The organism is Flavobacterium sp. JLP, from assembly GCF_015350755.1.
GTDB lineage: Bacteria > Bacteroidota > Bacteroidia > Flavobacteriales > Flavobacteriaceae > Flavobacterium.
Genome location: NZ_JADKPS010000006.1, coordinates 45929 through 61187, shown reverse-complemented (window position 1 = coordinate 61187; position 15259 = coordinate 45929). Strand labels below are relative to the sequence as shown.

9 protein-coding genes are annotated in these 15259 nt (G+C 35.1%); 8 read left to right on the top strand and 1 reads right to left on the bottom strand.

Annotated features, from left to right (window positions below):
• Nucleotides 1-4: 4 nt before the first annotated feature.
• On the bottom strand, nucleotides 5-2635 hold the full coding sequence (locus IRZ83_RS14565; RefSeq protein WP_194569863.1) for a glycoside hydrolase family 3 C-terminal domain-containing protein: 2631 nt from the start codon (nucleotides 2633-2635) through the stop codon (nucleotides 5-7).
• 221 nt (nucleotides 2636-2856) lie between these two features.
• Between IRZ83_RS14565 and IRZ83_RS14560 the strand changes: the two genes are divergently transcribed.
• From IRZ83_RS14560 to IRZ83_RS14525, 8 genes are all read left to right on the top strand, one after another.
• Complete coding sequence (locus tag IRZ83_RS14560; protein WP_194569861.1) at nucleotides 2857-3903, top strand: LacI family DNA-binding transcriptional regulator; 1047 nt, start codon at nucleotides 2857-2859, stop codon at nucleotides 3901-3903.
• 158 nt (nucleotides 3904-4061) lie between these two features.
• Entirely contained in the window at nucleotides 4062-6227 is a 2166-nt protein-coding gene (locus tag IRZ83_RS14555; protein WP_194569859.1) for an alpha-glucuronidase family glycosyl hydrolase, read from the top strand.
• Nucleotides 6228-6243: 16 nt separating this feature from the next.
• Entirely contained in the window at nucleotides 6244-6981 is a 738-nt protein-coding gene (locus tag IRZ83_RS14550; protein ID WP_194569857.1) for an SDR family NAD(P)-dependent oxidoreductase, read from the top strand.
• Nucleotides 6982-7157: 176 nt separating this feature from the next.
• Nucleotides 7158-8321 (top strand): mannonate dehydratase, encoded by a 1164-nt coding sequence (gene uxuA / locus IRZ83_RS14545; RefSeq protein WP_228520709.1) that lies wholly within the window; start codon nucleotides 7158-7160, stop codon nucleotides 8319-8321.
• A gap of 180 nt (nucleotides 8322-8501) precedes the next feature.
• Entirely contained in the window at nucleotides 8502-11360 is a 2859-nt protein-coding gene (locus IRZ83_RS14540; RefSeq protein WP_194569853.1) for a glycosyl hydrolase 115 family protein, read from the top strand.
• Nucleotides 11361-11382: 22 nt separating this feature from the next.
• The gene (locus tag IRZ83_RS14535) at nucleotides 11383-12492 is read left to right on the top strand and encodes an endo-1,4-beta-xylanase (protein ID WP_194569851.1); all 1110 of its coding nucleotides are present in this window, start codon (nucleotides 11383-11385) and stop codon (nucleotides 12490-12492) included.
• A 217-nt stretch (nucleotides 12493-12709) separates the two neighbouring features.
• A complete protein-coding gene (locus IRZ83_RS14530; RefSeq protein WP_194569849.1) occupies nucleotides 12710-14143 on the top strand; it encodes an MFS transporter in 1434 nt (477 codons plus the stop codon).
• 31 nt (nucleotides 14144-14174) lie between these two features.
• Complete coding sequence (locus IRZ83_RS14525; RefSeq protein ID WP_194569847.1) at nucleotides 14175-15200, top strand: glycoside hydrolase family 43 protein; 1026 nt, start codon at nucleotides 14175-14177, stop codon at nucleotides 15198-15200.
• The last annotated feature ends 59 nt before the right edge of the window (nucleotides 15201-15259 follow it).

Below are 15259 nucleotides of genomic sequence, written 5' to 3'. Positions count from 1 at the left end.
CTGGTTATTGAATTAAAATAGTTTTACTGATAATATTGCTCGTTGCTTGATTAGGTTCATCCGGCTGGTGACCGCCAACAGCTATTTTTAATTCGCCTTGATATTGTTGGTAATTACCTTCTGCGGTAACATACGAAACATCTTCAGGAGAAAGTGTAAAGTGTATCGTTTTGCTTTCTCCTGCTTTAAGATAAAGTCTCTGAAAACCTTTTAAAGTTTTTAAAGGTGCTTTTATAGCTAAATCTTGATTTATGATGTAAAGTTGAGCGACTTCTTCTCCAGCGATTTTACCAGTATTTGTTAACTGAACCGTAACCGAAATAGTTTTTCCTTTGACTGTTTTAGCAGGTATTTTTAATTCGTCGTATTTAAAAGTGGTATAACTGAGTCCGTAACCAAATCCGTATTGAGGCGTTCCTTTAAAATAGCGATAAGTACGATTATCCATTTTATAATCTACAAAAGCAGGTAAATCTTGATCGCCTTTATAAAAAGTAATCGGCAGTCTTCCGGCCGGATTGTAATCTCCAAAAAGAATATCAGCCACCGCAGTTCCTGCAGATTGGCCTCCATACCAAGAGTTTAAAATTGCAGGAATATTTTCTGCCTCCCACGGAATGGCAATTGCACTTCCTGTCATCATTACAAAAGCAACTGGTTTTCCTGTTGTTTTTAATGCTTTCATCAAATCAGTCTGAACAGCCGGCAATAAAATCGAAGTACGGTCTCCACCAGAAAAACCAGGATAATTTACTTTCATTTCTTCGCCTTCAAGCTGAGGTGAAATACCGCCGACAAAAACAAAAGCATCAGCATCTTTTAAGCGATTAACCAGCGCATTGAAATCGGTTTTTTGATAATTTCCTGCATGCAGAGCTACATTTCCTTTTCCGTCTCCCTGCCAATATTCTACAACTAAATTGTAAACTGTATTTTTTGTTGTTTTTAATTGAAAAGTTTGTCCGCCCCAGCGATTTTTTGTCCATGCATTTAAAACTTCTTTTCCATTAATAATAAAGCGGTAACCGTCATCTGCAGTAAGTTCAAATGTAATTTTGCCGTCTTGATTGGCGGTGAAATTAGTTGTGTATCGTGCTGCAAAATTATTGGCTTTAATGTCTTTTGCAAAAGCTTCGCCTTCCTGCCATAAATTATTAATTTCTGATTCAGTTCTGGTGTAAACGGGTTCTCCAGATAGGTTTTTATTATTGTAATATTCGGCTTTAAAACCTTGTTTGCCTTCAAAATTATATTGGTTTTTAAAATCAGAATACACGAGCAGAGTATCACTCGTAAAGTTGATGGCTTTTTCATAAATCACTTCCGTATCTTTTCCTGCTTTCTCTTTTATACCTTGCAAAACAGTTGACAAATGAGAAGGAGTTCCGTTGTAATTTCCTAAAATAGCAATCGAATTATCAGCATTAGGACCAAGAATAGCTATCTTTTTTAATTTTTTGCTGAAAGGCAGTGTGTTGTTTTCATTTTTAAGGAGAACCATCGATTGCTGTGCCATTTTTAATGCATGAGCTGCGTGTTCTTTACTTTCTAAAACAGATTCCGGAGTTTGAGCATATTTTACCATAGAAACCGGATCAAACATTCCGAGTCGAAATCGGATCATATAAAGTCTTCTTACCGAGATATCAATTTGATCTTCGCTTATTTTGCCATTTTTAACAGCTTGTACCAAAGCTTTGTATGCATCAGTACCACAATCGATATCAGTGCCGTGAAAAACAGCATCTGCAGCAGCAGCTTCAGCGTCAGGATGTGTTTTGTGATTTTTAAAGAAATCGTCAATCGCCCAGCAATCTGATGTTACGTAGCCATCAAATTTCCATTGCTTGCGCAAAATATCATTCATCAAAAGATCGCTAGCACAACAAGGCTGTGTTCTAAAAGCATTGTAGGCACACATTACGCCGGCTACTTTCGATTCGGTTACTAATTTTTTAAACGCTGGCAAATACGTATCCCAAAGTTCATAAGGCGTTACATCTACATCAAATGTGTGGCGTAAAGGTTCAGGCCCGCTATGTACGGCGTAATGTTTGGCACAAGCGGCGGCTTTTAAGTATTTTGGATCGTCTCCCTGCAAACCTTCAACAAATGAATTTCCTAATACAGCTGTCAAAAAAGGATCTTCGCCATAAGTTTCCTGCCCGCGTCCCCAACGTGGATCACGAAAAATATTGATGTTGGGAGTCCAATAGGTTAACCCCAGATAACGCTCATTAGTTCGGCCTAAAGCAACAGCCTTGTTATAAATGGCTCTTCCTTCTAGAGCAGCATAATCGGCCATTTTATAAAGTGAGTTTTTATCGAATGTCGCCGCCATAGCAATGGCCTGCGGGTAAACAGTAGTTTTAAAAGGAGTTCGTGCTACGCCATGCAGTGTTTCATTCCACCAGTCGTAAGCCGGAATTCCTAAACGCGGAATAGCCGGAGATGAATTCAGCATCTGAGAAACTTTTTCTTCTAGAGTTAATCGGCTAACAAGATCGTTTACTCTAGTTTCGAAGGTTAAATTCGTATCCTGAAAAAGGAATTTTTCTTTTTTTTCCTGTGCTTGGCAGTAAATTGAAATAAATAAAAATATAAGGATTCGAGAAGCAGTAGCTAATTTTTTCATAGGATCTTATTTTTGTCAATTTAGTTAGAATTCCGGTAAGCAAATGATGAGATAAAATTTAATTGCAACCGATTGTGTAAAGAAAGAAAAAATAATTTAATTTTATCGCAAAAAAAGTAAGAATTTAAATCTTAGAAATGACATTCAGGTGATCTCCTTCAGCTTTTAGTGTAGATTTAAAAAACGTATATTTGCGAATTATTTTATTTATTAAATTTTTTATGGAAGAGAGTAAAGATGTTACCATTTATGACATTGCCCAGAGGTTAAATCTTGCAACTTCGACAATTTCAAGAGCTTTAAAGGATCATCATACAATAAGTGATAAAACGATAAAAAAAGTAAAAAAAGCAGCCGAAGAAATGGGTTTCCGCCCAAATACTTTAGCCGCTGGGCTGCGTGGCAATCAAACTAAAATAATTGGCGTTTTAGTTTCCAGAATCAACAGGCCTTTTATTTCTTCCTTGATCAGCGGTATTGAAGAAACCGCACAAAAGGCAGGCTATAGCGTCATGATCACCCAAAGCCACGATTCTTACACAGATGAGGTAAATTTATCGAAAGTGCTCTACGATAGCAGGGTCTGCGGTATTATTTGCTCACTCGCGATGGATACACGTGATACCTCTCATTTTCAGAAATTTATAGATAAAAGTATTCCGTTGGTTTTTGTAGACAGGGTTCCCAAAGATTTTAACACGTATCGTGTTATGATTGATAATTATTCGGCTGGCTACAAGGCAACTAAACATTTAATAGAACAAGGATGCAAGCGAATTGCACACATTACAGGTTCACAATACAGAAACACTTACAGCGAGCGCCGCAGAGGTTATGTTGATGCTTTGTTAGAAGCTAATCTTACTGTTGATGAAGATCTTATAATAGATACCACACTAACTTTTGAAGATGGCGAGTCAGCAAGTAATTCCTTATTTGATATGCCAGTTCCCCCCGATGGTATTTTTGTTTCAAATGATACCGCAGCGGTCGGAGCCATTCAGGTCGCGAAAAAGCGAGGCTTAAAAATCCCGAAAGATATTGCTATTATTGGATTTAACGATGATCCCATTGCTTCCATTATTGATCCAGGTTTAAGTACTATTTCACATCCCGCTGTGAGAATGGGGCAGACATCGGCTAAGAAAATATTAAATCATTTAAAATCTTCTAAAAAGAGTTCTGAATCTAAAAAAGATAATATTACTGAAGTTACTTTTTTAAACACAGAAGTTGTTGTAAGAGCCTCTTCAAACCGAAATAAATAAACACGTTTTTTTTTATTATTATTTAAAGGCTGAATGAAAAAAATCACTTCAAAATTTTTTTCTTAAAACACAATGCTATATTTTTACGCAACCGATTGCAAGTTTGATAAAAACTAAAGGTGTAAATGGAAAAAATATAACATTTAATTTTAAGCTTAATGAACCATCAAAAGAAACATTTTGTATTGCTACATATTTTTTTGCTTTTGGCTTCATTATCCATTTATGCTCAAAAGGATTATAAGTTATGGCTTCAATATGATAAAATAACCAATTCAGCATTTGTTGCTGAATACAGCAACAGCATTAACGGAATTATTTCTCTAGAAAATACTGAAACTTCAAAAATTGCTTCAAGAGAATTGGAAACAGGCTTGACCGGCATGTTAGGGAATAAAATAAATGTTATTTCAAAAATAGAAGGAGACAATAAAATTATTATAGGTTCAAAATCTTCTTTAAATGCTGAAATTCAAAATACTTTAAATGCTGATTTTGAAAAAATAAACGAGGAAGGATTTATTATAAAATCGGTTTCTCTAAAAAATAAAAAATACATCATTATTACAGGCAAGAAAGATATTGGCGTTTTATATGGCGTCTATACTTTCTTGAGATTGATTCAAACCAATAAATCAATCCAAAATTTAAATATTGTAGATGCTCCCAAAACAAACATCAGAATCTTAAATCATTGGGATAATTTAGACAGAACTGTCGAGCGCGGTTATGCAGGATTCTCTTTATGGAATTGGCAAAAACTGCCCGATTTTATTGATCAGCGCTATATTGATTACGCCAGGGCCAATGCTTCAATCGGAATTAACGGAACGGTTTTGACTAACGTAAATGCAAACGCTCTCATTTTAACGCCGCAATATTTAGAAAAAGTAGAAGCTTTAGCAGCTGTTTTTAGACCTTATGGAATAAAAGTCTATTTAACTGCCCGATTTTCTGCACCTATAGAAATTGGAGGATTAAAAACTGCTGATCCGAAAGATATCGCCGTCGCCAATTGGTGGAAAGAAAAAGCTAAAGAAATTTATAAACGAATTCCAGATTTTGGAGGATTTTTAGTAAAAGCAAATTCTGAAGGCCAGCCAGGTCCGCAAAATTACGGAAGAGATCATGTTGAGGGCGCCAATATGCTCGCCGATGCAGTTGCGCCTTTTGGCGGCGTAATTATGTGGCGCGCTTTTGTTTATTCTGAGCATGATGCCAATGATCGAGCAAAACAGGCTTTCGCCGAATTTCAGCCGTATGATGGAAAATTTAAAGATAATGTTATTGTACAGGTCAAAAATGGCGCAATAGATTTTCAGCCGAGAGAACCTTTTCATCCTTTATTTGGAGCAATGCCAAAAACGCCTTTAATGATGGAGTTTCAAATCACGCAGGAGTATTTAGGCTTTAGCACGCATTTGGTTTTTCTGCCAAAATTATTTCAGGAAGTTTTAGAGTCAGATACCTATCAAAAAGGTAAAGGTTCAACGGTTGCTAAAGTAATTGACGGCTCATTAAATCCGCACAAACTTACGGGAATTGCTGGGGTTTCCAATATTGGAAATGATATAAACTGGACAGGACATCCTTTTGCACAGGCTAATTGGTACGGTTTCGGAAGATTGGCGTGGAATCCGTATTTAGATTCTGAAGTTATTGCAGATGAATGGCTGCGATGTACTTTTTCTAACGATGAAAATTTTCTCAAACCTGTAAAAAAAGTGATGATCGAATCTCGAGAAGTGGTTGTGAATTATATGACTCCGTTAGGTTTGCACCACATTATGGATACAGGCCATCATTACGGGCCGGGTCCGTGGGTTTCGAATTTATCAAGGCCAGAATGGAATCCGACCTATTATCATAAAGCCGATAAGAATGGAATTGGTTTCGACAGATCTAAAACAGGAACAAATGCCACAGCACAGTATGCGCCAGAAGCAGGAAATATTTTTGATAATGTAGAAACCTGTCCCGACGAAGATTTACTGTGGTTTCATCACGTTTCTTGGGATTATAAATTGAAAAACGGCCAAACACTTTGGAATGGTTTAGCTTTAAAATATCAAGAAGGTGTAAATCAGGTTAATGAAATGCAAAATACTTGGAACAAAACTGAAAAATATATTGACAGCGAACGCTTTAAAGAAGTTCAGATGTTATTAGAAATTCAATATAAAGAAGCAAAATGGTGGCGCGATGCCTGTTTGCTTTATTTTCAGCAATTTTCAGGCAAAGAATTGCCAAAAGGAGTTGAAAAACCAACACAATCTTTAGACTATTTTCAATCCTTAAAATTTCCATTTGCACCTGGAAATTAATTATACAAATAAAAATATGAGCATAAAAACAGCAATTGTTACCGGAGGGAATTCGGGTTTAGGTTTCGCAACAGCACAAAAACTATGTGATAATGGTATCAAAACATTTATAATTGGAAGATCAAAAGAAAAAACAGAGGAAGCCTGTGCAGCAATTGGCGCCAATGCAATTCCGGTTTTATATGATCTAAATGACATTGCAGGAATTCCGGCCATGATCGAGAACTTAACTAAGGATAATCCGATTGATGTTTTGGTAAACAATGCCGGAATCAACTTAAAAAAAGAATTTTTAGACGTAACAGATGAAGATTTTTTATCAATAATTCATACCAATCTTTTGAGCGTTTTCGCTGTAAGCAAAGCAGTTGTAAAAAATATGAAGGAGAATAATGGAGGAAATATCGTCAATATCAGTTCAATGGCGTCTCAATATGGTATTCCGAAAGTAATTGCATATTCAGCGAGCAAAGGCGCAATCGAATCGATGACCAGAGCAATGGCGGTAGAATTGGCGCCTTTTGGCATTCGCGTTAATTGCGTGGCACCGGGTTTCATTAAAACTAAAATGTCGGCGAAAGCCTTAGACAGTGATCCTGAAAGAAAAAATAAAGTATTAAATAGAACTCCAATGGGAATTTTAGGAGAACCGTCAGATATTGCAGATGCTGTTTTTTATTTTGCATCAAATGAATCTAAATTTACAACTGGAACTATTTTGCCAGTTGACGGTGGAAACAGTATTGGTTTTTAATGCTGAAAAATGATTAAACACATAGCAACATAGATTTATTTGTAAAAAAAGAAACACATTCTTCACATAGATACACTCTATTAATACAACAAGTGAAACGCCTATTTTAAGTTTACATTACCTATATGTGTTAGAATAATTTACTCAATGGTTATAAAGAACAATGTATGATAAAAATGCAGCAAACCATGCGCTGGTTTGGCCCTCAGGACAGTGTAAAATTAATTGACATAAAACAAGCCGGCGCGACTGGAATTGTAACGGCTTTGCATCAAATTCCGGTGGGAGAAGTCTGGACAATTGAAGACATTAAAGAAAGACAGCAAATCATTAGAAACGCAGGATTAGAATGGACAGTAGTGGAAAGTTTGCCCGTTCATGAAGAAATAAAAAGAGCAGCCGGAAACTATTTGCAGTACATTGAAAATTATAAAGTCAGCATTAAGAACCTGTCAGATTGTGGGATTAAAATTATCACGTATAATTTTATGCCAATTTTAGACTGGGTTCGAACCGATCATAATTTTAGTAATGAAGATGGGAGTAAAGCCCTGTTATATAATCAAGAAGCTTTTACTTATTTTGATGTTTATCTTTTGCAAAGACCCAATTCTGAAAACGATTATTCAGAAACAGAAAAAGAAAATGCTTTAAAATTTGGCAGTACACTTTCAGAAGACGAAAAGGCATTGCTTTTTAAAAATGTTCTTTTAGGATTACCGGGAAGCAAAATCAATTTTACGGCTGAACAAATTTTGTCTTTATTAGATAATTACGCCAATATTGACAATGCTAAATTGAGAGAAAACTTGATTTATTTTTTATCAGAAGTAGCTCCAATTGCTGAAGAAAATGATTCGAAATTAGCGATTCATCCTGATGATCCTCCGTTTTCAGTTTTAGGTTTGCCAAGAATTGTTTCTACAGAAAATGATATTAAAGCGATTTTTGACGCTGTGCCTTTGAACACGAATGGATTATGTTACTGCACGGGTTCATTAGGAGCAGATCCGAAAAATAATCTGGCGAAAATTATTGATGACTTTGGAGACCGAATTCACTTTTTGCATCTCCGAAATACTTTCCGCGAAAGCGAAACCATTTTTAGGGAATCAGAGCATTTAAATGGCGATACAAAAATGGAAGTTATTATTGAAAAAATACTTTTTTTGATGAATTCCAGAAAACTAAGTTTGCCTATGCGTCCCGATCACGGATTTTTGCACGCTGTTGATGAAGACAAAGAAACATATCCAGGATATTCTTTAGTTGGCAGACTAAAAGGTTTAGCCGAATTAAGAGGATTGGAAATGGGAATTGCATATAAATTGAATTTATAGAAATTAGTTTACGTATCCTAACAGGTTTCCAAAACCTGTTAGGTATAAATAAACGTTCTATTGTCATTTCGATCCCGACGCCTCGGGATCGAAATGACAAAACTGACGAGAACTATATTTGTTTAAAAAAGTGAAATGCCTTTTACAGACAAAGAAACCTATGACCCTATGTGTTTAAAAATGAAATTATCGCATCTGATTTTATGGCTTTTCCTAATCGGATTAAGCACAAAATCTTCTGCAATAAACCCTGAGAGATATGTAGTTAATTTGGCTTCCGCCGAAAATTTTCCTTTGGCTTCAAACGGAAAAATTGCTTCTGTTTTAGTGAGTAAAAATGATTTTTCGGGAGTTTTGCGTGTTGCGGGACATTTAGAAAATGATCTTTTTAAGGTAACCGATTTACATTCAAAAAGAATAAATTCAATTTCAGAAGCAACAGATTTTGTCATAATCATAGGAACACTCGGGAAAAGTGAAATTATTGATCAGCTGGCTAAAGAAGGAAAAATTGATGCAAATCAGCTAAAAGGAAAATGGGAAAAATTTACAACTCAAATTGTTGAGAATCCTTTTAACGGAATAAAAAAAGCGTTGGTTATTGCAGGTTCAGATAAAAGAGGAACAATTTACGGCATATATGATTTATCCAGTCAAATAGGAGTTTCTCCGTGGTATTTTTGGGCAGATGTTCCAGTTAAAAAACAATCAGATTTGCATGTCTTGCCTGGAGTTCATACACAAGAAGAACCAAAAGTAAAGTACCGCGGCATCTTTATAAATGACGAAGCTCCAGCCTTATCTGGTTGGGCATTTGAAAATTATGGTGGTTTTAATGCTAAATTTTACGATAAAGTTTTTGAGTTGATTTTGAGAATGAAAGGCAATTATTTGTGGCCATCGATGTGGGGCAGAATGTTTTATGTTGATGATCCTCAAAATGCAGTTTTGGCAGACGAATACGGAATTGTAATGGGAACTTCTCACCACGAACCTTTAACACGAGCGCATGCAGAATGGGCTAAATTAGGAAAAGGAAAATGGGATTTTAATACCAATTCTGAAAACCTGATTTCGTTTTGGAAAGACGGAATGAAAAGAATAGGTAATACTGAAACCATTGTAACGGTTGGAATGCGAGGCGACGGTGACGAACCTATGACACAGGGAACAGCAATTGGATTATTAGAAAATATCGTAAAAACACAGCGTGATATTATAAAAGAAGTTACCAAAAAACCAATCGAGGAAACCCCGCAAATGTGGGCACTTTATAAAGAGGTTCAAGAGTATTACGACAAAGGAATGCGTGTTCCGGATGATATTACGCTTTTGTTATGTGATGATAACTGGGGAAATATCAGGAAATTACCAGAATTGGATGCGAAACCAAGAAAAGGCGGTTACGGGATTTATTATCATTATGATTATGTGGGTGGACCGAGAAATTATAAATGGATCAATACCAACCAAATCGAGCGTACTTGGGAACAAATGGATTTGGCTTATCAATATGGAGTTGATAAAATTTGGATTGTTAATGTCGGCGATATTAAACCAATGGAGTTTCCGATTGAGTTTTTTCTTGATATGGCATGGAATCCAGAAAAATTTAATGCGGGAAATTTAGATCAATATTACGTGCAATGGGCTAAGGAAAATTTTGGTGGTCAAAATGCTGATGAAATTGCAGCAATTTTAAAATTGTACACTAAATATAATGCAAGAAGAAAACCTGAATTGCTGCAGGAGAAAACATACAGTATTACCAATTATAAGGAAGCAGAAAACATTGTAGCTGCTTATAAAAAGTTGGTTCAAGAAGCGGATCAAATTAATGATGAATTGCAGCCAGAATATAAAGATGCTTTTTATCAGCTGGTTTTGTTCCCGGTTTTAGCAAGTTCAAATTTAAATGAACTGTATGTGTCAACGGCAAAAAATCAGCTTTATGCGAGTCAAGGAAGAGCTTCTGCAAATTCATATGCAAAACAGGTAAAGGAGCTGTTTGAAAAAGACAGTTTGCTGACCAATTATTATCATACAAAACTCGCAAACGGCAAATGGAATCATATGATGTCGCAAACGCATATTGGTTACACATCTTGGCAGGAACCTAAAAACAATGTTATTCCGAAAACACAATTAATTGAATTGCCAAACAAATCAGAAGCTGGAATTGCGATTGAAGGCTCTGAAAGCTGGTGGCCAAATTCTAAAGAAGAAATTGTTTTGCCGACTTTTAATTCTTTAGAAAATAAAACCTTTTACGTTGATTTATTTAACCGGGGAACAAAGCCTTTTGACTTTAAAATTACAACTAAAAGTGACTGGGTTGTAGTTTCAAAATTAAAAGGAAAAATTGATGAAGAAGAGAGAATTTTAGTAGATATAGATTGGAAAAAAGTTCCAAAAGGCGATCTGAAATCTCAATTTACAATAACTGCATACAAACAAAAATTTGTGGTAAATGTTATTGCGAAAAATATTAAATTGACTGGAATAGAAGGTTTTGTTGAAAGTAACGGAATAATTGCAATTGACGCTCAAAATTATTCAAAAGCAATCGATGGAAATTTGATTAAATGGACCACGATTCTGAATATCGGCAAAACAGCATCAGGAGTAACTTTAAAACCTTCTAATTTTCAAAGTATAATTGTTTCAGAGCAATCACCAAGATTAGAATATGAAGTGCATTTTTTTAGCAAAGGAAACGTAAAAGTTCAGGCTTATTTTTCGCCGACAATTAATTTCAGCATTCGTGACGGTTTAAAATACGGAATCGGATTTGACTCAGAAGTTCCTCAAATTATGAATCTTAATCAGGATAATTCAGATAAAAACTGGAATGCTTCTGTCGCTGATAATATTAAAATAATAACCTCTTCGCATACAATTGAAAATTCTGGACATCATATTTTAAAAATGTATGGTGTAGATCCTGCTTTAGTGCTTCAAAAAATTGTAATTGAAACAGAATCAGGGCAATTGCTTAAATCTTATTTAGGTCCGCCAGAAAGTTTTAAAACCAAGTAACTATCAACCAAAAACCATAAAAATGAAATTAATCAAACCTTATTTGCTGGCAATTACTACAGTGTTTTTTGTGAATTGTGCTTCAAAAAAAGAAGCAGTTACACTAAAGGATTCGTATAAAAATGACTTTTATATCGGAACCGCTTTAAGCGCAGATCAAATCGAACAAAAAAATCCTAAAGTTGATTCTTTGATACGCAAAGAATTTAACGCCATTACAGCGGAAAATAGTATGAAATCGATGTTTGTTCATCCTGAAAAGAATAAATATGATTTTACTCTTGCAGATAAATTTGTAGCGTACGGTGAGAAAAATAAAATGTTTATTCACGGACATACTTTAATCTGGCACAGTCAATTAGCACCTTGGATGGAGAAAATAAAAGACAGCACACAAATGAAAGCTTTTATGAAAGATCATATCACCACAATTGTTTCTAAATACAAAGGAAGAATTGGTTCGTGGGATGTAGTAAATGAAGCTTTAAACGACGATGGAACATTGAGAAAATCAATTTTTTTGAATACGCTTGGCGAAAAATATCTTGTTGATGCTTTTAAATTAGCGGCAGCTGCTGATCCGAAAGCAGATTTGTATTACAACGATTATAATAATGAAGAGCCAGCGAAAAGGGAAGGCACAATTAATTTGATCAAAAAAATTAAAGCGGCCGGAGGAAAAATTGACGGTGTTGGTATTCAGGCACATTGGCGCTTGGAAAGTCCATCTTTAGAAGAAATCGAAAAAAGTATTTTGGCTTATTCTGCACTTGGCGTTAAAGTAGCTTTTACAGAATTAGATATCACAGTTTTGCCTAATCCGTGGGATTTAAAAGGTGCTGACGTCAATCAGAAATTTGAGGAAGATCCGAAAATGAATCCGTACGCAGAAAAACTTCCTGATTCTGTTCAAACTAAATTGGCAGCGCGTTATGCCTCAATTTTTAAATTATTCTTAAAACACAAAGACAAAATCAGCCGAGTGACTTTTTGGGGTGTTTATGATGGTCAGTCTTGGCTAAACGATTGGCCGATAAAAGGACGTACTAATTATCCTTTATTGTTTGATGCAGTGCTTAAACCTAAAAAAGCATATAATAGTGTTATTGAACTTAAAGAAATTAAAGAATAAAGTTTAAAAGACAAAGATAATTAATAATGCAATAGGTTGTTTTTTGAAAAATACTGCAATAAAGGAAAGTAAATTTGCATAGTATGTATTTTTTACTAATTTTACACAACCGATTGCTTAATTAAAACCCTTTTGAAACCAGTACGAGAACTAACTAAATAATTAAATTTTAAGAGAGTTTGATTATAGACTAACCCAAAATAACCACAGATCAATAATGAATTTCAACTCCCAAAAATTATCCATAAAAGAAAAAATTGGATACAGCTTAGGCGACCTTGCGGCTAATTTAGTCTTTCAGACCTTAATTACTTATCTGGCGTATTTTTACACTGATATTTATGGATTATCGCCTACACATTCTTCGATAATCATGTTGGCTGTAGGTTTAATTGCGGCCTTTATTTTTAATCCAATTATTGGAGTATTGGCGGACAGAACGAGTACAAAATGGGGAAAATTCAGACCTTGGATTTTATGGACGGCAGTACCGCTTGGCGTTATTGCTTTGCTTGCTTTTACAACACCTGATTTCTCCTATCACGGAAAAGTAATTTATGCAGTGGTAACCTATACATTGCTTTTGCTTTTTTATGCGAGCAACAATTTGCCATATTCTGCCTTGAGCGGTGTCATTACAGGCGATATGGGCGAACGAAACAGTTTGTCGTCATATCGATTTGTTGCGGTTATGTTTGCACAGTTTTTTGTTCAGGTTTTTATGCTTGGCATTATAAAAAGTGCGGGAAATGGCGATAAAGCTGTTGGGATCGAAAAAGTAATGACGGTTTTGGCAATTATCGGAACAATAATGCTTTTGATTACATTTTTTACAACAAAAGAGCGCATTGTTCCAAAACCAGAACAGAAATCTAGCATAAAAGAAGATTTAAGTGATTTAATGAAAAATAAACCTTGGCTCATAATGCTGACGCTGACTACTTTGGTTTTTATAACATTGGCAATGAAAGGAGGTGCATATGTGTATTATTTTGAAAATTATGTAGATAAAGAACAGCTGGCAATTTTTATTCAGCCTATTTTAGATGCTTTGGCCAATATTGGGTTAAACCAGTTTGGTAATGATCCTATTGCGGCCGGATTTGGTTTGTTTAATGCTGGCGGTATAATTTTCATGATTGTCGGAATTACGCTTTCTAAAAGATTAGCAGATAAATACGGGAAACGTAATGTTTTCGCTTCCTTCTTATTTGTCTCGACCTTATTTATATTGGCTTTTTATTTGTTTTCTTCAAAATCAATTCCCCTTATTTTTATCTCTCAAATTTTACACGGCTTTTTCTACGGCATAACAATCCCGATTCTTTGGGCTATGATTGCAGATGTTGCAGATTACTCAGAATGGCTGAATAATCGCCGTGCTACGGCTATTATATTTTCGGCTATGATGGTTGGACTAAAAGCAGGTTTGAGTATAGGAGGAGCTTTAACAACTTCATTATTAGGGCATTTTGATTACGTACCAAATGCAGCAGTTCAATCTAACATTGCCATAAACGGAATAAAATTGTTGGTAAGCGTTTTTCCATCTATTCCTTTTCTGGTTGGCGTTGGATTATTGTTCTTCTACAAAATAAATAAAAAAATGGAAGTTCAGATTGAAGCAGATTTAAAAGAAAGAAGAGCCTAGTTCATTTTAAAAATTAAAAAAAAAGAGTAGCATGCCTGAAGATAATATTGAAAATATTGACTTTTTAGCGTTAGATAAAAAAGCCATTTCAAATCCATTAGTACATCATATTTATACTGCTGATCCGTCGGCACATGTCTTCAATGGAAAAATTTATATTTATCCGTCTCATGATATTGATGCCGGAATTCCTTTTAATGACAATGGCGATCATTTTGGTATGGAGGATTATCATGTAATTTCTATGGATAATGTAAATGCCAATGCTGTAGATAATGGTGTTGCCCTGCATGTAAAGGATGTTGCTTGGGCAGAAAGGCAAATGTGGGCTCCAGACGCAGCGCACAAAAACGGAAAATATTATTTGTATTTTCCAGCAAAGAGAGCAAACGGAATTTTCCAGATTGGAGTTGCTGTTAGCGATTCTCCAGTTGGGCCTTTTATTCCTGAACCCGAAGCAATCAAAGGAAGTTATACTATTGATCCTGCAGTTTTTGAGGATAACGATGGCAAATATTATATGTATTTTGGAGGAATTTGGGGAGGCCAGCTTCAAAAATATCGAAATAATATATATGATAAAGAGAATGAAGAACCTTTAGCAAATGAACCTGCTTTAGGACCAATTGTTGCTTTGCTTTCTGAAGATATGAAAGAGTTTGCTGAAGAGCCTAAAGAAATAAAAATTCTGGATGAAAACGGAAATATTCTATTGGCTGGAGACAATGATCGCCGCTTTTTTGAGGCTTCGTGGATGCATAAATACAACAATAAATATTATTTCTCGTACTCAACAGGTGACACACATTTTATTTGTTACGGAATTGGAGATAATCCGTATGGTCCTTTTGTTTATCAAGGCAAGATTTTGAAACCGGTTATTGGCTGGACTTCACATCATTCTATTTGTGAGATCAATAATGAATGGTATTTGTTTTACCACGATTCAAGTTTGTCAAAAGGCATAACGCACTTAAGATCAATCAAAGTAACTAAAATTGAATACAATGCAGATGGGTCGATTGTAACTATAGATCCTTACGATAAAAGGGATTAATTTAATTTTTAAGAATAAATAAGTAGAATTTTAAAACTGTATATTAAAAATAACAATTT